Raw genomic sequence first — 22,643 nt, 5'->3', positions numbered from 1 at the left:
TTTTGCTTTTACCTTGCCCCACCCTGGCCCTCTCCCACAGGGAGAGGGAATAAACATTATTTGCTTTTATTCCGGCCACAGCCACGCCGCGCCGCGCACGCCGCTGGAGTCACCGTGGACAGCTTTGCGGATCGGGGTTTCACACTCGCCGCCAAACACCCACTGTTTCACCAGATTCGGTACCGTGGCGTACAGCCGGTCAACGTTGCTCATGCCGCCGCCGAGCACAATCACGTCCGGATCGAGAATATTCACCACGTGCGCCAGGGATTTCGCCAGCCGCATTTCGTAGCGGCTAAGGGCCAGCTCGGCGACCGGATCCTGTTCTTCGACCAGACGCATGATTTCGTTGCCCTTTAGCGGCTGGCCGCTTAAGCGGTGGTAGTCGGTCGCAAAACCGGTGCCGGAGATAAACGTCTCAATACAGCCCTGCTTTCCGCAGTAGCACGGCACCTCAGCGCGGTATTTAAGCTCGTCTTCATCCATCCACGGCAGCGGGTTGTGTCCCCACTCGCCCGCGGTGCCGTTGCCGCCGATATGGGCGCGCCCGCCGAACGCCACGCCCGCTCCGCAGCCGGTACCGATAATCACGGCAAACACGGTCTGAGCACCGGCCGCCGCGCCGTCGATGGCCTCAGAGACCGCCAGGCAGTTGGCGTCGTTGGCCAGACGCACTTCCCGGTTCAGACGTTGGCTCAAATCTTTATCAAACGGCTGACCGTTGAGCCAGGTGGAGTTGGCATTTTTAACCACCCCGGTATACGGCGAGATCGACCCCGGGATCCCCATCCCGACGCTGCCGGTTTGCCCTGTCGCCTGCTCTGCCATCTCAACCAGGCTGGCAATCGTCTCGATAGTCTGGTGATAATCATCGCGCGGCGTCGGCAGACGGTGGCGGAACAGCTGCTCCCCCTGCTCGCTCAGTGCGATAACTTCTGTTTTGGTGCCGCCCAAATCGATCCCAATACGCACAAGACTCTCCTCATTATTTTGATTATCAACAGAGTAGAAGCACGCTTCCCGATTAGCAATGCAAGCGATGCGACAATTCGTTATCATGCCCGCTGATTTAACGACAAGGCCGTGGAAATTATCATGCTGTGGTTCAAAAATTTGATGGTTTACCGTCTCAGCCGCGACGTTTCGCTGCGTGCAGAAGAGATGGAAAAACAGTTAGCCGCTTATACCTTTTCCCCTTGCGGTAGCCAGGATATGGCGAAAACCGGCTGGGTTCCGCCAATGGGTTCACAAAGCGATGCACTGACCCACGCCAGCAGCACGGGTCAAATCATCGTCTGCGCCCGTAAAGAAGAGAAAATCCTGCCGACGCCGGTGGTTAAGCAGGCGCTCGAAGCGAAAATTTTCAAGCTGGAAGCCGAACAGGGCCGCAAGCTGAAAAAGACCGAGAAAGATTCGCTGAAAGACGAAGTGCTGCACTCGCTGCTGCCGCGCGCCTTCAGCCGCTTCAGCCAGACCATGATGTGGATCGACACCGTCAACGGGCTGATCATGGTGGACTGCGCCAGTGCCAAGAAAGCAGAAGATACGCTGGCCCTGCTGCGTAAAAGCATCGGATCTTTACCGGTCGTTCCGCTGGCGCTGGAAACGCCGATCGAGCTGACGCTGACCGAATGGGTACGCAGCGGCGCTGCGGCTCAGGGTTTCCAGATCCTTGATGAAGCCGAGCTGAAAGCCCTGCTGGAAGATGGCGGCGTGATCCGCGCGAAGAAGCAGGATCTAGTGAGCGACGAGATCGCCGTCCACATCGAAGCGGGTAAAGTGGTCACTAAACTGGCGCTCGACTGGCAGCAGCGCATTCAGTTCGTGATGTGCGACGACGGCTCCGTGAAGCGTCTGAAATTCTGCGACGAGCTGCGCGATCAGAACGAAGATATCGACAGGGAAGATTACGCCCAGCGCTTTGACGCGGACTTCATCCTGATGACCGGCGAGCTGGCCGCGTTGATTCAGAATCTGGTGGAAGGTCTCGGCGGCGAAGCGCAGAGATAACAGGCAAAACGCAGGCCGGGTAAGCGTTAGCGCCACCCGGCTTATTTTTTATTTCAGGTAGCGGCACAGATAAGAGGTAGGTTCAGCGACCTGCAAATGGAACTCGCTGTGGCCAGGGACGTTGAAAACTTGCCCGGCAGCGTAAACTTTCCATTCCGTTTCACCCGGCAGTAAGACGTTCAGCGCACCGCTGACGACCGTCATTTCTTCAGCTTCCGCCGTGCCAAAGGTGTATTCCCCTTCCGCCATAACGCCGACACTGGCGCGGCCAGTGCTGCTGCTGGTAAAACCAATGGATTTCACTTTACCGGAAAAGTATTCGTTACTTTGAAGCATGAACTGGCCCTTATATTTTTAGATAAAAATTCACTATAGGGGCCATGCTCATCACCTGTCACGAAAAATCATTACATGAGGAGTTCCGAGGCCAGGCGAGCCATCAGAACGTTGGATAACAGCACGGGCACATCCAGCGCTTTTTGCAGCAGATCACGATGGTGCTGATGGAAACCGAGGCAGTCCAGAATCAAGACATCTGCTCCTCTCTCAAGCAGTTCCTTCCCGGCAGCAATAAGTTTTGCCTCACTGTCCCAGAACGGATTTGCCAGCGCATACAAGGGCACTTTTTCCAGCACGTGCCATTTTGCTTCCTGGTTATCCATGAGCTCCTCAATGGGCACAATCACCCCCACCTGATGACCATCCACGATGGAGGCCACCAGCGGTGGAATGATCCGCATCGGCTCAAGCAAAATCGCATTACGCGCCGTAAGCCCCTTAATGGGCGCGGTGCTCATCAGCAAAATAACGTCATAACCTTGATTATCGAGCACTTCTATTACGCCCTGCAGCGAGCGCTCGATTTTCTGACGCGAAACGTGCGCCAGTTTACCGTCGCTTAATAACGTCGCCAGGGGATCCTCCCCCGCCTCGACAGCGTAGTCTTCCATGACCTCTTCCCGACTCATCTTCCCCAGCAGGCTAAGATGCGTTATCTGTTGTTCAGATACATGCTCGGTTAAGAGCGGTAACACTTCGCTTACAGGGACCACACCAATGGTGAGGATCGCCAACGTTGCCTTCATCTTGATCGCCTTCCATTACTCCAACATCGTGCACACAGGTACAGGCTCACTACGCTGCACAGTTCATTTTTTCAACAAAACAGCACCAAGCGTAGCAGGTGATCCCGACATCGAAATGTAAAGATCGCCTGCCGATATCGGAGTTACTTGTAATAACTAAATATTAACTCCTGCTTAACTTTCCCGATGAGTAAAAAGTGTGATTCAGGCACGATACTGGAACGTTTAGGAAAAGGGTCAGGTTTTATCGGGATCTTCATAGCGCCGTTTCGCATCCAGCGCTTCCTGTTCAGTCTCGTGTTCACTGATCAGCGAGTCCGGTTTGGGGTGATCGGCACGCAGTTGATACCAGGTCACGGTATGACCCGTCTGGCCTTTTTCAACGGTAACAATGCGTGCTTCACGCGGATAGGGAGGTCTGGTTGGCATAGCTCATCCTTTTTTTATGTCTGAGCTATAAGTATAGACGCCGGTTAGCTGGCACAAGCCAAACGCAGGGCGGTAATAATCTGAATCACAACGTCTTCGGGAGAGGCTGACGCATCCACCACGTGGTGAGCCGCTTCGCGGTATAGCGCATCGCGTTCGGCCAGCACTTCGCTCACCTCTTCGTTGAGCGGCCTGGAGGTCAGCGCGGGGCGTTGCCCCTCTTCCGGAAAGGCTTCCAGACGCCCAACCAGGGCCGATACCGGCGCGCTGAGATAAATCACAATCCCCTTTTCGCGCATAAAGTGACGATTGCACTCCGCCAGAACGATGCCACCGCCGGTCGCGATCACGGCAGACGGGGTGGTGACCGCTTTCAGCGCGGCGGTTTCGCGCGCGCGAAAGCTCTCCCATCCCTCTTGCTCAACAATCTCGGCGATGGTTTTTCCGGCCTCGGTTTGCAGCCAGTGGTCGGTATCAACAAACTGGCGATGACACACGCGTGCCAGCTCCAGGCCAACGGTGGTTTTCCCACAGCCGCGGGGGCCAACTAAAAAGATGGGTTGGGTCATGCCAGGTGTTCCCCTTGATGCCGAATGGCTGAAGAGTGTAAAGAAATAATTGCAGAAGATGTTTCGATTACTTTACTGCAAAGCGGTACGGGATGACAACCCTGTGGAGGCCACACTGTACCACAAATTGACAATAATTATCATTACGCTGTGCGGCGCTTCACTTCCAGCAGCCATTTATCCAGCTCGGCAGCGAACTGCTGGCGATCGCGCTGGGACAGGCTGTCCGGTCCACCGGTCTGCACGCCGCTGGCCCGCATCGTATCCATAAAATCGCGCATGGTGAGCTTCTCGCGAATGGTCGAAGGCGAGTAACGCTCCCCGCGCGGATTGAGCGCCGCCGCCCCTTTCTCCAGCACTTCGGCAGCCAGCGGAATATCCGCCGTGATCACCAGATCCTCCGCGCGGCACAGGCGAACAATTTCGTTATCCGCCACGTCGAACCCGGCCGGCACGCGCAAAGAGCGGATGAACCGCGAAGGCGGTACGCGAATATTCTGGTTAGCCACCAGCGTCAGCGGCATCTGAACGCGCTCGGCGGCGCGAAATAAAATCTCTTTAATCACGTTCGGACACGCGTCCGCATCAACCCAAATCGCCATATTGTCTCCCCATAATGACTCTGCCGACTATTGTCGCCTGCATTTCGTTGTTAAGCTATCAATCAGAGAAAACAACGCATAATGACGGAGAATCGTGATGGACAAGAAAATCGGGTTTATCGGCTGCGGTAACATGGGCAAAGCCATCCTGGGCGGTCTGATCGCCAGCGGGCAGGTGCTGCCGGGTCAGATTTGGGTCTATACCCCGTCACCGGACAAAGTCGCCGAGTTGCGCGATCAATACGGGATCAACGCCGCCGAAAGCGCGCAGGAAGTCGCCCAGGTCGCCGATATCGTCTTTGGCGCCGTCAAGCCGAACATCATGATCAAAGTGCTGAGCGATATCACCTCCAGCCTGAATAAAGAGACGCTGGTCGTATCGATTGCCGCAGGCGTCACGCTCGATCAGCTGGCGCGCGCGCTGGGTCACGATCGTAAAATCGTCCGCGCCATGCCCAACACCCCCTCGCTGGTCAATGCCGGCATGACCTCCGTCACGCCTAACGCGCTGGTGACCACAGAAGAAGTGGCCGACGTGCTGAACATTTTCCGCTGCTTCGGTGAAGCAGAAGTGATTGCCGAATCGATGATCCATCCGGTAGTCGGCGTGAGTGGCTCAGCCCCTGCCTATGTGTTCATGTTTTTAGAAGCGATGGCCGACGCCGCCGTGCTTGGCGGAATGCCGCGCGCGCAGGCGTATAAGTTCGCCGCGCAGGCCGTCATGGGCTCCGCCAAAATGGTGCTGGAAACCGGCAAACACCCGGGTGAACTGAAAGATATGGTCTGCTCCCCGGGCGGTACCACCATCGAAGCGGTGCGGGTGCTGGAAGAGCGCGGATTCCGCTCGGCCGTCATTGAAGCGATGGCAAAATGCATGGAAAAATCAGAGAAGCTGAGTAAATCCTGATTTCTGACCGGGCGTCAGGCGGCCACTTCGGTGCGGCCGCGCCCGGCATTTTTCGCCCTGTACAGCGCCACGTCGGCCGCCTTCAGCCATTCCCGATAATGTCCAAACTGCGGCCCCCAAGGGGCAACGCCTACGCTGATGCGCAGCGCTTCTTTTGGCGCGCACGGTAACGTCAGTTTTTCCAGCCGCTCATGCAGTCGCGACATCACGGCGATGGCGCTTTCCGCCGCGGTCTGCGACATAATCACCGCAAACTCATCCCCGCCAAACCGACCGATCGCATCGCCTGACCGTACCGACCGCTGGAGCTGACGCGTAATAGCAATGATCGCCTCGTCGCCCACGTCGTGCCCCCAGGTGTCGTTGATGTTTTTAAAGTGGTCGATATCAATCAGCAATATCGTGGCGGTGCTGTGGTCGCGCCGACAATGCTCAAATTCATTTCGCAGCAGCATTTCCCAGTGCCGACGGTTAAAGACCCCGGTCATCCCGTCGCGGGTGCTCATCATTTCCAGCCGCTGCTTATGTTCCGCAAGCCTGACGGCGGTTCGGTGGCTGAGCCAGGCAAACAGCATGGGATACAGCACGAGCACGGGTAACGTTAAGCCCCACTCCACGAGGTCGGGGTTGAAGACGGCCACTTTCCCGACGAGTGGCAGGGTCACCAGCGCGGAGAGCAGCGTCAACGCGATCCCCGGGATAAAAAGACGACAGCCGCCGGAACCCATCATATTCATCCCCACCATCATCACCAGCGCTGCGGTGGGTAATGCATTCATCCCCATCACGCCTATCCAGAGCCCGGCGATAATGGCATCGATTTTAAGATTGAAAATTTCCTGCTGATGAGGTGAAGCGGCACGGCAGGACAGCTGCCAGGCAAAATGGGGCCAGACGAACGACCACCCCACCAGTAAAAGCCACCAGCCACCGGGTAAAAAATGGGTGACCAGCATCCCCGCAACGGGGAAAAACATCGCCGCCAGCCCGACGGCGCGCGCCAGCCGAACTCGCCGGGCAAACTGAATGCCGGCGCGGTGAGGGTCATCCTGAGAAAGGGTTAAATTCCACTCTTCCCGAATGCGCTTTTTGTTGTAATACGTTTCATCATTCATCATTTTTGGGAATATTCTGAAACATTTTCCCAAATTATAGAGAGGGGGTCTGCGGGGAAAGTATGAAATTTCGGGTGAGCCGCCGGAGCCGCTCACCCGTTTGGACTACACTTTTTTCTTCAGGCACGCACTCATGAACTTGCTGCGGTCGTCCCCCTTCAGGGACTGCTCGGTCGCTTTCGCATTACACTCGCGCATTTTTTGCTGCTGCGGCGTCAGGCTTTTTTCAGCCGGTTTCGCGGCGCCATTTTTAAGGCAGTCGCTCATGTAGGTCTTGCGGGCATCTCCCTTCAGACTCTGCGACGTCGCCTGTTGATTACAGGTGGTCATACGCTGTTGTTGCGGCGTTAGCGTCTTCTCTTCCGCGTTCGCCGATGCGACCAGGAACAGGCCGGAGAGCAGAGTAACCAGTAATGTTGTTTTCATTGCACCATCCTTTTGTGAACATTCCCTGTAAGTCTGGTTCGTGACAGGAAAAAAACCAGCCGACAGATGTGATTTCCGCCGGGATTTTATCATTTAAGACCCAGCGCCGCCTTCATGGTGTAGAACAGATCCGTTTGATCGGTCAGGCCTACCACATTTGCCGCGTGCGGACCGTAGGCCGCAATGCGCAGCTGGGTGCCCGTGTGCTCCATGGACTCTTCCTCAGAGTTGCCGTAGCTCAACACCATAACGGCGCCATCTTTGGTATTCAGCGCCTGCGTCAGGCCCGGGGCTTTGGTATCTGGCGGGATGATCTGGCTGGCATGGGCATGGTCCGCGGTGACGATCACCAGGGTGTTGCCGTCTTTTTTCGCGAACTCAAGCGCCTTCTGCACCGCTTCGTCCAGATCGACGGTTTCGCCAATCTGGCCGCACGGATTCGCCGCATGATCCTGCTTATCGATCGACGCGCCCTCAACCTGCAGGAAGAACCCTTTTTCGCTCTTGCTCAGCAGAGAGATGGCTTTATCGGTCATCGCCGCCAGCGTCGGTACGCTGTCAGTGCGTTTCGGGTTAGGCGTACAGGTTACGGCAGGTTTATCGATATTGCCGTGATAAGAGGCTTTTGGTCCTTCCCAGCGCACGGGCATGTTGCCGTCAGAAAATAGCCCCAGCAGCGGCTTGTCCTGGTTCGCCTCGGTGATGGCTGCCAGCGAATTTGCATCACTCACCAGCTGATAGCCGCGGGCCTGCGCCTGCTCGCGCAGCGTTTTGCCCTGCCACTCACCCGCCGTTGCGGTTTCTGCGAAGGTTTTCGCGCCGCCGCCGAGGGTCACGTCAGGACGCGCGTTCAGCAGCTGTTCCGTAATCGAGCCTTTGCCGCCTTTTTCCAGCGCGTTCGTCGGGCATTTTTCGCTGGTCACTGACGGACCGTAGCATTTACGCGAGGTCACGTGCGCCACCAGCGCCGCGGGCGTTGCATCCTGAAGTTCAGCGGTGGAGACGTTGCCGGTCGCCAGGCCCGCCGCTTTTGCCATCTCAAGAAGGGTTTGATGATCTTTTTCGTGAATATCCACACCCAGCGCGCCATTATAGGTTTTCACGCCGGTGGACCACGCCGTAGCAGAGGCCGCGGAGTCCGTGACGTAATCCGGTTTACCGTTTTTTTTATCCAGCGCGTAATGGGTATATTGTCCGGTCAGCGGTAATGCGTCGATGCCTTTAAAAAAGCCGCCCGCACCCTCGGCATAATTTCGCGCCGCCGTGATTTCGGAATCCCCCATTCCATCGCCAATCAGCAGAATAATATTTTTCGCTGGCTTATCATTCAGCGAAGCGCGAATAGCGGCAGTTTGATCTTCTGATAAACGGCGTGCGCCGCCAGGCTGGGTGATATCCCCTTTTGCCGCGCGATTATCCAGCACGCTGGTTTGGGCAGTATCGGCATAAACGGCAGGGGTAATTAACAGGGGAAGTAATGCGATGAAAAGTGCGCTCTGTTTCAATTTATTTTCTCCATGTACAAATACATAAAAAATAAAAACAGAGCGACTATAGGCATCCTGCATGACAATTCTATGACACGTCGTTACGTCCTGTGACGGTTTAGCTGCGCGGATGCCTTAACAGCTTCTTTACGTACTGGTGGAGCATCTCGGCATCCTCAACCGGAACCTGCGATTCAGGCCTGACGCTGTCCAGCGCGCCTTCCACGCTCTCAATCAACGCCTGTTGATCGGTTTTCGCCATTTGTCGCAGCAGCGCGGTGACCACAATTTCCAGCGCTTCGACCTGGGCTACCAGCTCTTTTGACTCCTCTTCCTTTTGTGCCAGCTTGACCAGCAATTCAGCAATGAGATTTTTCATCGTGCCAGTTCCTTTTTCAGTTTTGTCTGAAGTTAGCATTCTGAATCCATAATGCAAAGAGAAGAAATTTATTATGGTATGCAAAAGTGATGCAGGAATGAAAATAAAGGACCGCCGCGGTGAGCGAAACGTTTTTCTATAAAGAAGCGCCGCATTTTGTTATATAAAAATGCGGCTACCATAAGAATATATAATACATCAACGAAACGATTATCTCGACGATTTCGCTTCCGCCATTTGTCTGCGGCGACGCAGCGCAATAGCCAGCTGGATAATATTGATTAAAACGACAATCGCCGTGGCGGCAAATACCCAACGAAAACCGGCCATCGCGGAAACGGATGCGCCAATAAGCGGACCGGCAACATTCCCCAGATACATAAATGACTGGTTATATCCAAAAATACGCCCCGTCACCTGATCGCTGGAATATTTAACCAGCAGGGTCTGTACCGCAGGCAACATTGCACCATCAGCAAACCCGAGCAGGAATCGCAATACGCCAAGCTGAAGCGGAGAGGTGACAAACGACATCGCGAAGAAGAGCACAACCGCAAAGATCAGCGTCGCCATCAGGATACGCGCCGTGCCGATCCTGTCACCCAGTTTTCCCAGACGCGGCGCGGAAATCAGAGCGGATACGCCCGGCACGGCGGCGATCATGCCGCTCAGAAAAGCGATATTTGTACTTTCCGGCTCCATCGACTTGATAAACAACGCCAGAATCGGACCGACCGAACCGTTACAGAGCTGGATAACCATAGTGGTCACAAACAGGCTGATCATCAGTCCAGGATAGGGCAGCGAGGCGAAGACGGCCTTGCCGCTCAGGCGTTCAGATTTACTGATAACCGGGCGGCCCCCCTCTTTGATAAGAAAGAGCGTGACCAGAAAACTGACCACCAGCAGGATCGCGGTGATGATAAATACCGCGCGCAGCCCGACGTGGTCCGCCAGAAAACCGCCCAGCAGCGGACCGCCGATGACGCCGCTGATCTGTGCCGTGGAGAGCGTACTCAGCGCCCAGCCGCTACGCTCGCGCGGCACCTGAGAGGCGACCAGCGCCATGGCGTTTGGAATGTACCCGGACGTCAGCCCCATCACCGCACGCAGGAAAAACAGCTGCCAGACGTTGGTGGCGAAGGCCTGGAGCAGAATGGCAATCGCCATCCCGAGCGAGGCGCGCAGCAGCATCAGTTTTCGGCCTTTCCGATCCGCCAGGCTGCCCCACATCGGTGACACAATGGCGGAGACCAGAAACGTGACGCTGAACGTCAGGCCGGACCACATGGAGAGCGCTTCATGCGAGGTCACCCCCAGCTGCGAGACGTACAGCGGCAGGAACGGCAGGATCTGGCTAATGGCCAGCCCGGTAAAGAAGCAGCCGAACCAGACCGAGATGAGATTAACTTTCCAGGATTCCATAAAGAAATAGTCTTCATTTTTAGGCGAATTCGCCTACAGATTAGCAAGTTACGCGTTTTGACGTCGCACCAGAGATGCGGCCAGACTGACTTTGGTGTTTTATCTTCCCAGTCATCATATTTGTGAAATAAGTCACAATTCATCCATTTTCTGGCGGAATATTATGCTTCACCGGCAGAGTCCGAAACCGCGCATTCCCAGATGAAAATGGTTGGCATGCGCCGCGTTATACTCCGGCCCCAGGCCGTTTCCGTAGTAGCCGCAGCTTGCCGCCAGCATGGCCTTCAGCCATGGCTGCGTTGTTGCCGCCTTCCAGCCGTTCAGCACCGTGACGCGTTCCCCGTTCGCCAGCCGAAAGGCGGCGATATCCAGCGCCTCCGCCGTGGCATGCTCACTGCGTCGCGCGTCAGGGCGGTGGTAAATGTTGCGGCAGGCAAAGCTGCCGAGATGATCGATGCGCGCCAGGTCGTTGCCCGTATAGCGTTTTGTCAGCGGCCGGGCCTGCTGGCTGATAAACAGCGCAGAGCTGAGCGCCAGCGAACAGCTGGCAAGGAAACTGCTGTTCAGGCTGACCGGGCCGAAGTCACGCACGCGCACGACGTTGTTAAGCGGACACGCGCCGCCGCTGTCGGCCACCGGCTGGGTGCGGATGAGATCTCTTTGGTTAGCCTGCGAAAGCAGGCTCGCGCACGCCTCGGGAGTTAAGCGCCGGAGCTTATACTGGGCGATTCGGCCCGGCGGGTCGTCAAGCGTCAGCGGTATGAAAGGGTTGTAGTAAGGCGGCAACCAGCGGTAACCCACCGTTGCAACGGCCACAATGATGAAAATGGTCAGCAGCGTTTTTCCTTTCACTCTCCCCCCTCAACATTCCCCAAAACATTATGGCAGAAGGCCGCGAAACCCGCCGGGCATCGTGGTATGTTATTGGCTTTTCGTCAGACTGGAAGAGAGTGAGATGGCTAAGCAGCGCGTAGGTATTGTCTTTGGGGGAAAATCAGCGGAGCACGAAGTGTCATTGCAATCGGCCAAAAATATCGTCGATGCGATCGATAAAAGCCGTTTCGACGTCGTGCTGCTGGGCATTGATAAACAGGGCCAATGGCACGTTAACGATGCCAGCCAGTATCTGCTGAATGCTCACGATCCGGCGCATATCGCCCTTAATCCTTCGGAAGTGAGCGTCGCCACCGTACCCGGCGTCGTGAAGGGACAGCTCATCGACGCCGGCAACGCACAGGCTCTCGCCCAGATCGACGTTGTCTTCCCTATCGTTCACGGCACCCTGGGCGAAGATGGTTCCCTGCAGGGCATGCTGCGCATGGCCAACCTGCCGTTCGTCGGCTCGGACGTCCTCGGCTCTGCCGCGTGCATGGACAAAGACGTCACCAAACGCCTGCTGCGCGATGCCGGGCTGAATATTGCGCCATTCGTGACCCTCACCCGCGCCAACCGCGACAAGCACAGCTTCGCGCAAATTAGCGGAGAACTGGGTCTGCCGCTGTTTGTGAAGCCGGCAAACCAGGGCTCCTCCGTGGGCGTCAGCAAAGTCACCAGCGAAGCAGAGTTCACGCAGGCTGTCCGTCTGGCGTTTGAGTTCGACCATAAAGTGGTGGTTGAGCAGGGTATTAAAGGCCGTGAAATTGAGTGCGCCGTGCTGGGCAATGATTTTCCACAGGCGAGCACCTGCGGCGAAGTGGTCTTAAACAGCGACTTCTACTCGTACGACACCAAATACATTGATGACAAAGGCGCGCAGGTTGTCGTTCCTGCGGATATCGATCCGGCGATTAACGATAAGATCCGGGCGATCGCCATTCGCGCTTATCAGACGCTCGGCTGCTGCGGCATGGCGCGCGTGGATGTGTTCCTGACGCCGGAAAACGAAGTGGTGATCAATGAAATCAACACGCTGCCGGGGTTCACAAACATCAGCATGTATCCGAAACTGTGGCAGGCCAGCGGCCTGAGCTACCCGGAACTGATCACCCGCCTGATCGAACTGGCGCTGGAGCGTCACGCCGCCGACAGCGCGCTTAAAAGTTCCGTAAACGGTTAATCGGCGCTCTTCGCCTCATCCGCTGTCGTCTCTTCAGGACGACGGCGGATAATCAACCCCGCCAGCCAGAAACTTATCACCCAGGTCACCAGCCCGACGGCATAGGTTTGCCATCCTTTTGCTTCAAACCCCAACAGGCCCACGACACCATTAAGAATAAAGATCAGCCCGATAGCAAAGGCGTAATAGTGCCAGTCACGGCGTAGTTTGGACGTGAGCTTCATAACAACTCCGGCAGGAAAAAAAGACATCCTCTCACAGTTTTACGGCCAGGTCTGTGGCAGATACGGAAATTCTGAAACGCGACGCAATTTCACTTAAGTGATGAAATTGTGATGTGCTGCAGAAATCGACAATCCAGGAGGATTCCGGCGCGTAAATTACCACGATTCTGATATTGACAAATGCGATGACCTGTCAAACTCACCCCGTAAGACGCGTATTAAAACAGAGTGATACCACGGGAGGTCAACATGGCTGACTTTACATTGTCGAAACCGATTTTTGGCGGCAAACCAAAAACCTCCACGGCGGGTAATATCGCTTATGCCCTGTTTGTCCTGTTCTGCTTCTGGGCCGGTTCCCAGCTGCTCAATATGCTGGTCCATGCGCCGGGCGTTTATGAACACCTGATGCAGGTGCAGGATAACGGACGCCCGAGAGTTGAGATTGGCTTTGGCGTCAGCACCCTGTTCGGCCTGATCCCCTTCCTCGCGGGATGTATGATTCTGGGCGTTGTAGCGTTAGTTTTGCGCTTTCGCCGTCGCCGTTAAAGCCCCATACAGCGCGCCCGACGATCGTCCACGCGTTTTGCGAACCATGCGGTGGTCAGGTTACGCGTGATCTTCGGGCTTTCCAGCTGGATCCCCGGCAGGATAGCCCTCGGTAACGCTTTCCCACTCTTCTTCTCTGCAAGCGCAAACACCTTGTTGTACAGATCCGTTTTCTCAAATGCCAGGCTATCGCCTTTCTCAAGCTGACGGCGAATGTCGCTGTTGCTCAAGCCAAGCGTGGTCGATAATTTCCGTACTGCCAGCTCGGTGCTTCCCGCCTCGCTGCTGCCGTAAGCGATGAGATCGCCGTCCAGCGCCAGCTTAACGCCGCTTGCGCGGCTGACCGCACTCTGGAATGCCGCGTTACGGCTGGCGTACCAGCCCGCGTTAAAGTCGGCAAAGCGGTACAGCGGCTCATTGTAGTTCGCCGGATAGTTCAGCAGATGATACGTGCCAAACCACAGCCCACCGCGCAGGGAGAAGACCTCCTGACGTACCGTACCGTCGATTTTCCACGGGTAGCCGTCGGTATGCTTCTCCGCGAACGCAATGCTCACCTGCATCGGGCCACCGGTATGTACCGGGTTCAGCGAGCCAAACAGCTTCTGCCCCATCGGGACCATACTGATGAAATCATCAAAGATGGCGCTGAGCTGTTTTTCGGTTTTCACCGCGTCCAGCCGTTCGCTGTAGCTTTTGCCGTTCGGCGAGGTGATTTTAAGCGCGGTATGCACGAGGAAAACCGGGATATGCATGGACTCCGCGCGGCGGTCGATCTCTTTCCAGGCAATTTTGTTCAGGCCCGGCACCACCGGGTCTGACTGGTACATCGACTCCTGCTGCGCCACCGCCAGCACCGAGCAGATATTCTCCTCGGTCGGTGCAATCTTTTGGCTTTCAAAGGTTTTTGCCAGCGCATCTGCCCACGCGTTGCGATCCTTCACGCTGGCGGACATTTTCTGCCGCACAACGCTCGCCACATCGACGGGCTTCTCCCCCTTTTTGAGCGGAGCGGCCCCTTTTTCGGCACAGCCTGCCAGCACAAGAGCGGCCAGCAAGGACAACGGTAACGCGCGCGGTACGACAAAAGACATAGCAACTTCCTGTATTAGCTAAATGTGTTAGTGACTTCCTGCAGGTCACGATCGTCCAGCTCACGTTCAAAACTGCGCAGACGTTTGTAGATGGACATCAGTTCTACCAGGGTGGTCCAGGAGCTGATCAGGTACTGGAACGACCCGCGAACCTGACCGAAAACGTTGGTGATCTGCGTCATCAGACCGAGCGTAATCGTACCCGCAACAATCGACGGGAACAGCAGGAACAAACCGAAAACGTTATCCACCTGCAGATACAAAATACGGGCAATGTTGAAATACATATAGTGGAAGTAGAGTCGGAAGTAGTTACGACGCACGGCGCCAAACAGCTCGCGGACGGTTGGCGGCGAGGCGCGGTTGGCATCGTCTTCACCGTAAACCAGCTCTTTACGGTAAGCGGCTTCCACGCGTTGATTTTTAAACTCCAGTCCCGGCAGTTTGATCCCGACCACCGCCAGCAGGCCCGTGCCCATCAGCGACCAGACGATCGCGGCAATCACCAGACCATAAGGAATATGGCCGACAATCGGCAGATCCGGCACGTGCGCCGAGAGCGTCACCAGCACAGGCAGGAAGGCGATTAGCGTCATGATGGCGTTGATAAAGCTGACGCCCATGTCTTCAAGGGTGGAGGCAAAACGCATGGTGTCTTCCTGCACACGCTGTGCGGCTCCTTCGATATGGCGCAGGTGCTGCCAGTGCGCCATATAATGTTCGTTCATCGCGGTACGCCAGCGGAAAACGTAGTGGCTGACGAAGAAGTTGTTCATCACGCCGATAATCACCGCAATAAGGGCGATACCGAGGAAGACGCCGACTTCATGATAGAACTGGTTGATGGTCACCTTATGCGGCGAGCTCAGCGCGGTCTGGATCAGATCGTAGAACGGCGCATACCAGGCGTTAACCGCCACGCCCACCTCCACGAGGAACCAGGTTACAAAGATAATTAGCGATGTGCCGAGGATAGACCAGTACTGCCAGCGGTGCGGAGAATACATAAACCAGAACAGGGCAAACAGCCCTACGCACACCGTGTAGTAGGCGTAAAACAGCAGATAGCTGAGCGACCAGAAGCGCGCCGCGCTAATCGGCACCTCGCCCGTTGCTCCCGTGATGCGCGTCAGCCATGCGCCGCCGCCCGCCTGCCAGAAAATGACAGCGATGAGTGCCCAAATAAATGCCGACAGGAAAAAAGGCCCCGGCTTTGGGAAAAAAGACTTAAACATAATGCTTCCTTCTTGTTGTTATGGCTGTTGCTGTGCACAACACGTTACCACACGAAAAACCTGCCCAGGCCAGCCTCCCGACTCAGGCAAAAAGGTCAGACCCGAGGGTTGATTATTAGTTCGCTTTCCAGTTTTCGAGAATTGTTTCGGTGCGTTTCACCGCGAGAGGATTCGCCGGCGCGATGAAGTTACGCCAGACGTCGTTGTGGTGGTTAATCAGGATCCGCGCATCTGCCGCCGGGCGATTGGCGGTAGTATGGGCATCTTCCGCCACGGTGATGTGATAACCCCGGCTGACGCCGTTCTTGATCGTCGCATCGACGCAGTAATCGGTGGCGCAGCCGCAGATGACAAACTCGCGAATGCCCTGCTCACGCAGCAGCGCCTCAAGCACGGTGTTATAGAAGGCATCACAGGCGGTTTTGGTCACATATAGCGCGTCAGCTGGCTGATGGAGTTCAGGCAGTAGCGCAAACCCTTCACTTCCCTCTTCCAGGCCCCCTGCCTCGGTATGCTGAATAAAAATGACCTTGTCGGCTGCCTGCGTAAGCTGGTTGATCAGAGAGACACATTTTTCGCGCTGATGACGAGGGGTTTCAAATACCCCGTTCTGCATATCGACAACCATAACCACACGCTTCTCAGACATACCGTTCTCCGTAAGATTGAGTGACACTGGTGCCTATCATAAGCCCGATGTCACAAAATGGGAGATGGCTCGTAAGTAAATTGTTCATATTTACCCATGGTTACGTTTTTCTCGCTATCGTTATGCAATTCGGGGCATTGCGCGGTACCGATTAGTAGTATAAATACCCATTACTTTCTTCATTCACTTCATGGATGCTTTTCGTTGAAACGTTGTCTGCTCTCTTTTGCCGCGCTGTGTGCGGTGAGCTTTTCTACCGCCCAGGCAGCCCAACCGCTGACGGCGCCCGTTTTAGCTTCAGATATTGCCGACCGCTACGCGAACCTTATCTATTACGGCAGCGGTGCGACCGGGATGGCGATGGTCGTCATCGACGGCAACCAGCGTGTGTTCCGCAGCTTTGGCGAGACGCGCCCAGGAAATAACGTTCACCCGCAGCTGGATTCCGTTATTCGCATCGCGTCCTTAACCAAGCTGATGACCAGCGAAATGCTGGTGAAACTGCTCGATCAGGGCGTGGTAAAACTCGACGACCCGCTCAGCAAATACGCGCCTCCAGGCGCCCGGGTTCCAACCTATCAGGGTACGCCGATTCGGCTTGTGAACCTTGCCACCCACACCAGCGCCCTGCCGCGTGAGCAGCCAGGCGGGGCGGCGCACCGTGACGTATTTGTCTGGCCAACGCGCGACCAGCGCTGGAGCTACCTGAGTACCGCCACGCTGAAGGCGGCGCCGGGTTCGCAGGCCTCTTATTCAAACCTGGCCTTTGACCTGCTGGCGGACGCCCTTTCAACGGCGGCTGGCAAACCCTACACGCAGCTTTTTGAAGAGCAGATAACCCGTCCGCTGGGTATGAAAGACACCACCTTTACCCCATCTCCGGATCAGTGTCGTCGCCTGATGGTGGCGGAGAAAGGCGCTAGCCCCTGTAATAATACGCTCGCGGCCGTGGGCAGCGGCGGGGTCTATTCCACGCCTGGCGACATGATGCGCTGGATGCAGCAGTTCCTTTCCTCAGATTTCTACGCACGCAGCAGCCAGGCCGATCGCATGCAGACCCTGATTTATCAGCGCACTCAGCTGCAGCGCGTCATCGGGATGGACGTGCCGGGTAAAGCCGACGCGCTCGGTATGGGCTGGGTCTATATGGCTCCGAAAAATGGCCGTCCGGGTATTATTCAGAAAACCGGCGGCGGCGGCGGATTCATCACCTATATGGCCATGATCCCGCAGTCAAACGTGGGCGCATTTGTGGTGGTCACCCGCTCCCCGCATACGCGTTTCGTCAATATGAGTGACGGGATTAATAACTTAGTGGCTGAACTGAGCGCCAATAAAGCCCAGGTTCTCACCGCGTCTAACTAATCTAATATTCCGTGGGCAAGCGGTTGATGCTGACCAGCTTGCCCCGGCTCATGTTGATATAGTTTCCCTGCCTCAGGGCGGCAAGCACCTCGGCAACAACGGAACGTGAAATTCGTGTGCTCTGTTGAATATGATTCATCACACCGATTTTTGAACGCAGCGTTTCATCCCATTCCGCCATATTCAGCAGCATCGAGCGGATCTGGTGATAGGAATTATTTCCCACCAGCTGCTTATCGCGTTTCTCGAGAATGTAAGTTATCCAGGATAACCAGCAGAAGGCCTCTTTCCAGAGTGAATACTGCTGGATGAGTTGACGGGTGGTTTCCGTGGGCAAATAAAAACCGGTACAGGCCGTTTTAGCAATCACCCTGTATTCGTGAGAGTGATTAATCACCACCGTAGACAGCCCGAATATAAAAGGGGCAGTCGCAATCCCCACCAGCAATTCATCAGAAGTTCGATAAACCTCAATAACGCCGGTTTGTAATACGATCGTACAAGGCTCATTCCATTCGCCTGACGTAATTAATTGCTGGGGCGCACATGTAAAAGGGGTACTGGCCGCTGTTAAATACTGTTCGAGCCGGCGTAATTCAGAAAGCGGTTTCGCATTAACGTTCATGCAGACCTCAAGTCATCCGTATTTGTCGGTCCAATATTATTTTTATTGCTTCTATAAAAAGCGGGGGAGATAACCACTCCCCCGCTTTTATTCATTACCAGGTATATTTCACGCCCAGATTTGCGCCCCAGTTCTGATCAACGTCGCCGCCGCCCAGATAAGTGGCATCGGTGTACGCACTGAAGTTCTTCGTGAAGCTAAACTGGGTGCCCAGCCCTACCCGCACAGCGGAGCCTTTCACGCCGTTATCAATGCTGTCACCGTTAATATCGGCATTGTTATCGGCATCGTCATAGACGTAGGCCAGTTTGAAGTAAGGCGTCAGAGCCTGTTCGCCGCCGTAGTTGAAGGTGTAACCCGTATCAACGCCGAGTTCATAACGCAGGCTATCGTATGATTGTCCATCTACGCGCATGTCATTGCTCAGACGATAATCATCACCAGACTGGAACAGGCCAGAGACGGCTGCATATGGCGTAACGTAGCCAGAGAGGTTTGGTTTCCAGTCATAGCCCAGCTTCAGCCCAAAACCAACAGCATCATTCGTGGTATTGCCGTCAACGTACTTACCGTTGCTCATGTTGGCAGAGAGATCGCTGTTGAAGCGCGTGTAGCTCAGGGAGCTGTCGAGGAACAGATCGTTCATGAACTTCGCTGACGCATAGATCATCGCTGTCTGGCTATCCTGATCGACCTGACCGGTACGATCGCTGATATCACCCTTCGCGAAACCTGCCGCACCACCGACGATCCACTTCGCATTATTACCGTCAATCTGGGTGTCCAGACCCACCATAATACCGCTCACGTCCTGATCGTAGCTGATAACGCCATTGTCACCGTCGAAGTTGCCACCGAAGTAGCTCACCCACGCCCCGCCGTTATCCGCCAGGCCGTGACGGCTGTTGGTCAGACGCGTGCCGACGGTATCCTGCTGCAGATTCCAGATATTGGTATTGGCAGATGGGATGCTCAGCGCCATGTTGGCAGAGTCGGTCAGCTCTTTCTGCTGAAGGACAACGGCGTCACCCTGCTGCTGCGCCTGATAGGTGTAAGCACCTAAATCGGCTTTGTTTGCGGCAGTAAAGCTGGCTGTGGTATCCGCGTTATTGTCATAGACGCGAATAATCTCTTTGTTTTTGTAATCGGCAACGGAACCGGCACCGGTCGCATCGTCGATGCGCACCTGGTAGTTACCTGCAACATCACCGTTCACTGACAGATGGCCATCTGAGTTAATCGCCACAACACCATAGTCGTAATCGGCATTGTATTTATCGTTAGTGATATAGCGTGCGTTGTTCAGATCGCTGTTCAGGACGTAATCACGACTGGCAACGTTCAGCACCCCGCCATCGGTCAGTTCCATATTATGCGTATCAACCTGACCCAGCCCCAGCGCCAGCTCAGCACCGTTATCCACGGTGATGGTGTTGGCATACAGTTGGGCCGTTTCTTCCGTCAGTGCCGCACGGCTATAGCTGTCCAGATTCAGATGGTCGGTCGCCACAGCACCGCTGTCTCCAATATTCATAGATGAAGCATTGGTCAGGGTGATGGAGTCCGCCAGCAGACCAGAGTCTTCAACGTTAACCTGAGACTGGTTGTTTACCGTCAGCGTGTCGATATTAGAAAGCTTGCGGGTATCCCACTCAGAGCCGTTATCCAGCGCGATGTTAAACAGCCCGCTCTGATACACAGCTTCACCCGCAACGTGTCCGTTGCTGTCATAAATGGAATCCGGCCAAATGCTGTTAGGGGATAAGCTACTCCAGTCTACGTTGCTGTAGCCCAGGCCATACATCTGCGCTGGGCCGATAGCCTCGACGCTGGACTGTGCTGCACCGACCCATTTGCTGCCGTTGGTCAGGGTGACATCCAGCTTATCGGTGCCATCCCAGCCGTTGGTGGTTGGGTTATAGACACCGTCTGCAGTCGTATCCGTTGCCGGATCGCCGTTCGGATAGAAGTTGTTGTCGAAGGTGCTGGAGAACAGAATATCGCCAGTAACGGTGGAATGATCGAACGTGGCAGTGGTCTGCATCGCGTTATCAGACGCGCTAGCGGCAACGATCAGCGCCGCATCATCTGCTGCCGTGGCATTCGTTTCACCGTAGTCGCTCGGCTTCGCGGTTTGACCGTAGAACCCGCTGGTCCCCAGATCGCGGTACGCGCCTGAGGTCAGAACGGAGTCTTTCACCACCAGCGTGTCGGTAAATACTTTGCTGCTGTTGGCTACGCCTTCCACACCGTCGTAAGGGGTATTATCCGGCTCCTGATAACCCTGCGTCAGGGTAATACCGGCAATGTGGGAATTGTTCTGGATAACAATATCGGACTCCACATCCAGGGTGATCGCATTACCCAGATTATACGTATCCAGATAGTGTCTTTCCGTATTTTCCCCATTCACGACATCATACGCATAATGCTCATAGGTATCGTTAATGGTGGAATTATCTACGGTCAGGCTAAAACGATCGTATTGAGAATGGTTGGTGCCATCGGTATCCACGCCGTCAGCACACGAGGGGGTCATACACTTAGAGGTAATCATGCCATTAATGGTACTGTTGGAAATGCTTAACGCATTCGCCCGACCATTGATGCCATCATCCAGATAGTATGTTGAAATAACACCATTCACGGTGCTTTTATTAATCACCGGATAAACATCACCGTCATGGGTAGCGCCTGAGTAATCCCAGTCGGCATAGCCATAATACCAGGGAGTGGAAGCGGTATTATCGTATCCGAATGTATTATATGTCGTACCGGAAATATCCTTCGCATTTGCCTGAGAAGCGATAGCCAGGGTGCAGGCTAATGCAAGTTGAGATACAACGAGTTTCTTTTTCCATGTTTGCATTGGGTCATCCCTCCTCAGGGACGTAAGCAAGTTTGTCCATCAATGATTTTGCAATGTTTAATTGCGGAGGGAATTATGCATTTTCATTTCGAAAAGGTTCAATGAATGTTTCCATTAAGTCCGTATCCAGACTAATAACACATCAAAACCGAGAAAGCATCTGTCACTACAGATAAATATTATAAAAACAAAGCATTAAAATACAGACACAACAATAAGACACATATAAAAATATATAATGAATCATTTTCAATGATGTTTTCTATTTAATATAAAAACAATATGAATAACTCATCTCCATTTCGGCGTTATACTGCCCTGCATTATATATTGATGCCAGAAAGTCAGACCCATCACATTTTACAAAAATAAAATGCCCACTTTTACCAAAACACCTGTCTTCACTTTGAGGTACACTAGCCTTCTTTGTTCCACAAACATCAGGCATACCATGACCGATTTAATTGCACGTCCCCGCCGCCTGCGCAAGTCACCTGCACTGCGCGCTATGTTTGAAGAGACAACCCTGACCTTAAACGATCTGGTGTTGCCGATTTTTGTCGAAGAAGAGATCGATGACTACAAAGCCATCGAAGCCATGCCGGGCGTAATGCGCATTCCGGAGAAATATCTGGCGCGTGAGATTGAACGCATCGCCAACGCGGGGATCCGCTCGGTGATGACCTTCGGCATCTCTCACCATACCGATGCCACCGGCAGCGACGCGTGGAAAGAAGATGGCCTCGTTGCCCGCATGTCGCGCATCTGCAAAGAGACCGTGCCGGAAATGGTGGTAATGTCAGACACCTGCTTCTGCGAATATACCTCTCACGGCCACTGCGGCGTGCTGTGCGATCACGGTGTCGATAACGATGCCACCCTGCTGAACCTCGGCAAACAGGCGGTCGTGGCTGCCGCTGCGGGTGCGGACTTCATCGCGCCCTCTGCCGCAATGGACGGACAGGTTCAGGCGATCCGTCAGGCGCTGGACGCGGCGGGCTTTACCGACACCGCAATCATGTCTTACTCCACCAAATTTGCCTCCTCATTCTACGGCCCGTTCCGCGAAGCGGCCGGTACGGCGCTGAAGGGCGATCGTAAAACCTATCAGATGAACCCGCTGAACCGTCGGGAAGCGATTCGCGAATCCCTGCTCGACGAAGCCCAGGGCGCAGACTGCCTGATGGTGAAACCAGCGGGCGCGTATCTCGATATCCTGCGCGACATCCGCGAGCGCACCGAGCTGCCATTGGGCGCTTACCAGGTCAGCGGCGAGTACGCGATGATCAAATTCGCCGCGCTGGCCGGTGCGATTGACGAAGAGAAAGTGGTCCTCGAAAGCCTCGGCGCCATCAAACGCGCAGGCGCGGATCTGATCTTCAGCTACTTCGCGCTGGATCTGGCCGAGAAGAAAATCCTGCGTTAATCCGCTCTAGCGCCGGGTAGCGGCTTCACCTTACCCGGCCTGCTCTAATCTTCACCAAACTGCAATACAACCGACATCTGCGCCTTCTACTGTCTTCGCAAGACGGCAGGAGGAGTA

The 22,643-nt window shown here is 55.0% G+C and carries 24 protein-coding genes; 6 read left to right on the top strand and 18 right to left on the bottom strand.

The features are described 5' to 3' along the window. Positions 1–66 precede the first annotated feature (66 nt). The gene (gene mak / locus NWV12_RS04490) at positions 67–972 is read right to left on the bottom strand and encodes a fructokinase (RefSeq protein WP_045400629.1); all 906 of its coding nucleotides are present in this window, start codon (positions 970–972) and stop codon (positions 67–69) included. A 123-nt stretch (positions 973–1,095) separates the two neighbouring features. Here mak and rdgC point away from each other — a divergent pair, with 123 nt between their 5' ends. Further along, positions 1,096–2,010: a recombination-associated protein RdgC gene (gene rdgC / locus NWV12_RS04485; RefSeq protein WP_023310540.1), complete on the top strand. Its 915-nt coding sequence runs from the start codon at positions 1,096–1,098 to the stop codon at positions 2,008–2,010. 48 nt (positions 2,011–2,058) lie between these two features. Here rdgC and ppnP read toward each other — a convergent pair whose 3' ends face one another. The 5 genes from ppnP to NWV12_RS04460 all read right to left on the bottom strand — a co-directional run bounded on the left by ppnP (position 2,059) and on the right by NWV12_RS04460 (position 4,695). Further along, positions 2,059–2,346: a pyrimidine/purine nucleoside phosphorylase gene (ppnP, locus tag NWV12_RS04480; protein WP_008503270.1), complete on the bottom strand. Its 288-nt coding sequence runs from the start codon at positions 2,344–2,346 to the stop codon at positions 2,059–2,061. A 71-nt stretch (positions 2,347–2,417) separates the two neighbouring features. Next, positions 2,418–3,095 (bottom strand): AroM family protein, encoded by a 678-nt coding sequence (locus NWV12_RS04475; protein WP_008503271.1) that lies wholly within the window; start codon positions 3,093–3,095, stop codon positions 2,418–2,420. 237 nt (positions 3,096–3,332) lie between these two features. Further along, positions 3,333–3,524 carry a protein YaiA gene (gene yaiA / locus NWV12_RS04470; RefSeq protein ID WP_032638425.1) on the bottom strand — a complete coding sequence of 64 codons (192 nt, stop codon included), beginning with the start codon at positions 3,522–3,524 and terminating at the stop codon, positions 3,333–3,335. A gap of 44 nt (positions 3,525–3,568) precedes the next feature. Next, complete coding sequence (gene aroL / locus NWV12_RS04465; protein ID WP_032639634.1) at positions 3,569–4,093, bottom strand: shikimate kinase AroL; 525 nt, start codon at positions 4,091–4,093, stop codon at positions 3,569–3,571. A gap of 143 nt (positions 4,094–4,236) precedes the next feature. After that, positions 4,237–4,695 carry a YaiI/YqxD family protein gene (locus NWV12_RS04460; protein ID WP_048978955.1) on the bottom strand — a complete coding sequence of 153 codons (459 nt, stop codon included), beginning with the start codon at positions 4,693–4,695 and terminating at the stop codon, positions 4,237–4,239. A 97-nt stretch (positions 4,696–4,792) separates the two neighbouring features. On the opposite strand from NWV12_RS04460, the gene proC reads away from it, so the two are divergent. Further along, complete coding sequence (proC, locus tag NWV12_RS04455; protein WP_023310536.1) at positions 4,793–5,602, top strand: pyrroline-5-carboxylate reductase; 810 nt, start codon at positions 4,793–4,795, stop codon at positions 5,600–5,602. Positions 5,603–5,616: 14 nt separating this feature from the next. Here proC and adrA read toward each other — a convergent pair whose 3' ends face one another. The 6 genes from adrA to NWV12_RS04425 form a co-directional block, all read right to left on the bottom strand. After that, a complete protein-coding gene (gene adrA / locus NWV12_RS04450; protein WP_047061223.1) occupies positions 5,617–6,720 on the bottom strand; it encodes a diguanylate cyclase AdrA in 1,104 nt (367 codons plus the stop codon). 102 nt (positions 6,721–6,822) lie between these two features. Beyond that, positions 6,823–7,143 carry a phosphate starvation-inducible protein PsiF gene (gene psiF, locus NWV12_RS04445; protein ID WP_023334671.1) on the bottom strand — a complete coding sequence of 107 codons (321 nt, stop codon included), beginning with the start codon at positions 7,141–7,143 and terminating at the stop codon, positions 6,823–6,825. An 89-nt stretch (positions 7,144–7,232) separates the two neighbouring features. Next, positions 7,233–8,648 carry an alkaline phosphatase gene (phoA, locus tag NWV12_RS04440; RefSeq protein ID WP_048978966.1) on the bottom strand — a complete coding sequence of 472 codons (1,416 nt, stop codon included), beginning with the start codon at positions 8,646–8,648 and terminating at the stop codon, positions 7,233–7,235. 100 nt (positions 8,649–8,748) lie between these two features. After that, a complete protein-coding gene (gene iraP, locus NWV12_RS04435) occupies positions 8,749–9,009 on the bottom strand; it encodes an anti-adapter protein IraP (RefSeq protein WP_024906786.1) in 261 nt (86 codons plus the stop codon). A 210-nt stretch (positions 9,010–9,219) separates the two neighbouring features. After that, positions 9,220–10,434 (bottom strand): multidrug efflux MFS transporter, encoded by a 1,215-nt coding sequence (locus NWV12_RS04430; protein ID WP_029739748.1) that lies wholly within the window; start codon positions 10,432–10,434, stop codon positions 9,220–9,222. 168 nt (positions 10,435–10,602) lie between these two features. Further along, positions 10,603–11,286 (bottom strand): extensin family protein, encoded by a 684-nt coding sequence (locus NWV12_RS04425; protein ID WP_048978956.1) that lies wholly within the window; start codon positions 11,284–11,286, stop codon positions 10,603–10,605. Between the two features lie 103 nt (positions 11,287–11,389). Between NWV12_RS04425 and ddlA the strand changes: the two genes are divergently transcribed. Beyond that, a complete protein-coding gene (gene ddlA, locus NWV12_RS04420; RefSeq protein ID WP_029739746.1) occupies positions 11,390–12,490 on the top strand; it encodes a D-alanine--D-alanine ligase in 1,101 nt (366 codons plus the stop codon). On the opposite strand, the gene NWV12_RS04415 is transcribed toward ddlA, so the two are convergent. Continuing rightward, complete coding sequence (locus NWV12_RS04415; protein WP_023310528.1) at positions 12,487–12,714, bottom strand: DUF2754 domain-containing protein; 228 nt, start codon at positions 12,712–12,714, stop codon at positions 12,487–12,489. The two genes, ddlA and NWV12_RS04415, sit on opposite strands and share 4 nt — an antisense overlap. Positions 12,715–12,963: 249 nt before the next feature. Between NWV12_RS04415 and NWV12_RS04410 the strand changes: the two genes are divergently transcribed. Beyond that, entirely contained in the window at positions 12,964–13,263 is a 300-nt protein-coding gene (locus NWV12_RS04410; RefSeq protein ID WP_008503287.1) for a DUF2755 family protein, read from the top strand. Here the strand turns inward: NWV12_RS04410 and NWV12_RS04405 are convergent. The 3 genes from NWV12_RS04405 to NWV12_RS04395 form a co-directional block, all read right to left on the bottom strand. After that, on the bottom strand, positions 13,260–14,357 hold the full coding sequence (locus tag NWV12_RS04405; RefSeq protein WP_048978957.1) for a DUF1615 domain-containing protein: 1,098 nt from the start codon (positions 14,355–14,357) through the stop codon (positions 13,260–13,262). The two genes, NWV12_RS04410 and NWV12_RS04405, sit on opposite strands and share 4 nt — an antisense overlap. A gap of 14 nt (positions 14,358–14,371) precedes the next feature. Next, positions 14,372–15,592 (bottom strand): peptide antibiotic transporter SbmA, encoded by a 1,221-nt coding sequence (sbmA, locus tag NWV12_RS04400; protein WP_033144739.1) that lies wholly within the window; start codon positions 15,590–15,592, stop codon positions 14,372–14,374. A gap of 115 nt (positions 15,593–15,707) precedes the next feature. After that, a complete protein-coding gene (locus NWV12_RS04395) occupies positions 15,708–16,241 on the bottom strand; it encodes an isochorismatase family protein (RefSeq protein WP_033144738.1) in 534 nt (177 codons plus the stop codon). A 204-nt stretch (positions 16,242–16,445) separates the two neighbouring features. Here NWV12_RS04395 and ampH point away from each other — a divergent pair, with 204 nt between their 5' ends. Further along, positions 16,446–17,606, top strand: coding sequence for a D-alanyl-D-alanine-carboxypeptidase/endopeptidase AmpH (ampH, locus tag NWV12_RS04390; protein WP_023310524.1), 1,161 nt, complete (start codon positions 16,446–16,448; stop codon positions 17,604–17,606). A 1-nt stretch (position 17,607) separates the two neighbouring features. Here the strand turns inward: ampH and NWV12_RS04385 are convergent, their stop codons facing one another. Together NWV12_RS04385 and NWV12_RS04380 are read right to left on the bottom strand one after the other, a co-directional pair. Next, a complete protein-coding gene (locus tag NWV12_RS04385) occupies positions 17,608–18,231 on the bottom strand; it encodes a helix-turn-helix domain-containing protein (RefSeq protein WP_033144736.1) in 624 nt (207 codons plus the stop codon). Between the two features lie 94 nt (positions 18,232–18,325). Further along, the gene (locus NWV12_RS04380) at positions 18,326–21,100 is read right to left on the bottom strand and encodes an autotransporter outer membrane beta-barrel domain-containing protein (RefSeq protein ID WP_101744442.1); all 2,775 of its coding nucleotides are present in this window, start codon (positions 21,098–21,100) and stop codon (positions 18,326–18,328) included. A gap of 451 nt (positions 21,101–21,551) precedes the next feature. Between NWV12_RS04380 and hemB the strand changes: the two genes are divergently transcribed. Next, on the top strand, positions 21,552–22,526 hold the full coding sequence (gene hemB, locus NWV12_RS04375) for a porphobilinogen synthase (RefSeq protein ID WP_028017695.1): 975 nt from the start codon (positions 21,552–21,554) through the stop codon (positions 22,524–22,526). The last annotated feature ends 117 nt before the right edge of the window (positions 22,527–22,643 follow it).

This window comes from Enterobacter sp. Crenshaw (genome assembly GCF_024734705.1).
In the GTDB taxonomy this organism is placed as follows: domain Bacteria; phylum Pseudomonadota; class Gammaproteobacteria; order Enterobacterales; family Enterobacteriaceae; genus Enterobacter; species Enterobacter asburiae_B.
Note: the sequence above shows the minus strand (reverse complement) of the source record. Positions and strands in the feature narration are given on the sequence as shown.

What these genes read in the sequence shown, in the direction of transcription:
- rdgC (WP_023310540.1), top strand. Translation starts at nt 1,096, where the DNA reads ATGCTGTGGTTCAAAAATTTGATGGTTTACCGTCTCAGCCGCGACGTT.
- ppnP (WP_008503270.1), bottom strand. Translation starts at nt 2,346, where the DNA reads ATGCTTCAAAGTAACGAATACTTTTCCGGTAAAGTGAAATCCATTGGT.
- NWV12_RS04475 (WP_008503271.1), bottom strand. Translation starts at nt 3,095, where the DNA reads ATGAAGGCAACGTTGGCGATCCTCACCATTGGTGTGGTCCCTGTAAGC.
- yaiA (WP_032638425.1), bottom strand. Translation starts at nt 3,524, where the DNA reads ATGCCAACCAGACCTCCCTATCCGCGTGAAGCACGCATTGTTACCGTT.
- aroL (WP_032639634.1), bottom strand. Translation starts at nt 4,093, where the DNA reads ATGACCCAACCCATCTTTTTAGTTGGCCCCCGCGGCTGTGGGAAAACC.
- NWV12_RS04460 (WP_048978955.1), bottom strand. Translation starts at nt 4,695, where the DNA reads ATGGCGATTTGGGTTGATGCGGACGCGTGTCCGAACGTGATTAAAGAG.
- proC (WP_023310536.1), top strand. Translation starts at nt 4,793, where the DNA reads ATGGACAAGAAAATCGGGTTTATCGGCTGCGGTAACATGGGCAAAGCC.
- adrA (WP_047061223.1), bottom strand. Translation starts at nt 6,720, where the DNA reads ATGATGAATGATGAAACGTATTACAACAAAAAGCGCATTCGGGAAGAG.
- psiF (WP_023334671.1), bottom strand. Translation starts at nt 7,143, where the DNA reads ATGAAAACAACATTACTGGTTACTCTGCTCTCCGGCCTGTTCCTGGTC.
- iraP (WP_024906786.1), bottom strand. Translation starts at nt 9,009, where the DNA reads ATGAAAAATCTCATTGCTGAATTGCTGGTCAAGCTGGCACAAAAGGAA.
- NWV12_RS04430 (WP_029739748.1), bottom strand. Translation starts at nt 10,434, where the DNA reads ATGGAATCCTGGAAAGTTAATCTCATCTCGGTCTGGTTCGGCTGCTTC.
- ddlA (WP_029739746.1), top strand. Translation starts at nt 11,390, where the DNA reads ATGGCTAAGCAGCGCGTAGGTATTGTCTTTGGGGGAAAATCAGCGGAG.
- NWV12_RS04415 (WP_023310528.1), bottom strand. Translation starts at nt 12,714, where the DNA reads ATGAAGCTCACGTCCAAACTACGCCGTGACTGGCACTATTACGCCTTT.
- NWV12_RS04410 (WP_008503287.1), top strand. Translation starts at nt 12,964, where the DNA reads ATGGCTGACTTTACATTGTCGAAACCGATTTTTGGCGGCAAACCAAAA.
- NWV12_RS04405 (WP_048978957.1), bottom strand. Translation starts at nt 14,357, where the DNA reads ATGTCTTTTGTCGTACCGCGCGCGTTACCGTTGTCCTTGCTGGCCGCT.
- sbmA (WP_033144739.1), bottom strand. Translation starts at nt 15,592, where the DNA reads ATGTTTAAGTCTTTTTTCCCAAAGCCGGGGCCTTTTTTCCTGTCGGCA.
- NWV12_RS04395 (WP_033144738.1), bottom strand. Translation starts at nt 16,241, where the DNA reads ATGTCTGAGAAGCGTGTGGTTATGGTTGTCGATATGCAGAACGGGGTA.
- NWV12_RS04385 (WP_033144736.1), bottom strand. Translation starts at nt 18,231, where the DNA reads ATGAACGTTAATGCGAAACCGCTTTCTGAATTACGCCGGCTCGAACAG.
- NWV12_RS04380 (WP_101744442.1), bottom strand. Translation starts at nt 21,100, where the DNA reads ATGCAAACATGGAAAAAGAAACTCGTTGTATCTCAACTTGCATTAGCC.
- hemB (WP_028017695.1), top strand. Translation starts at nt 21,552, where the DNA reads ATGACCGATTTAATTGCACGTCCCCGCCGCCTGCGCAAGTCACCTGCA.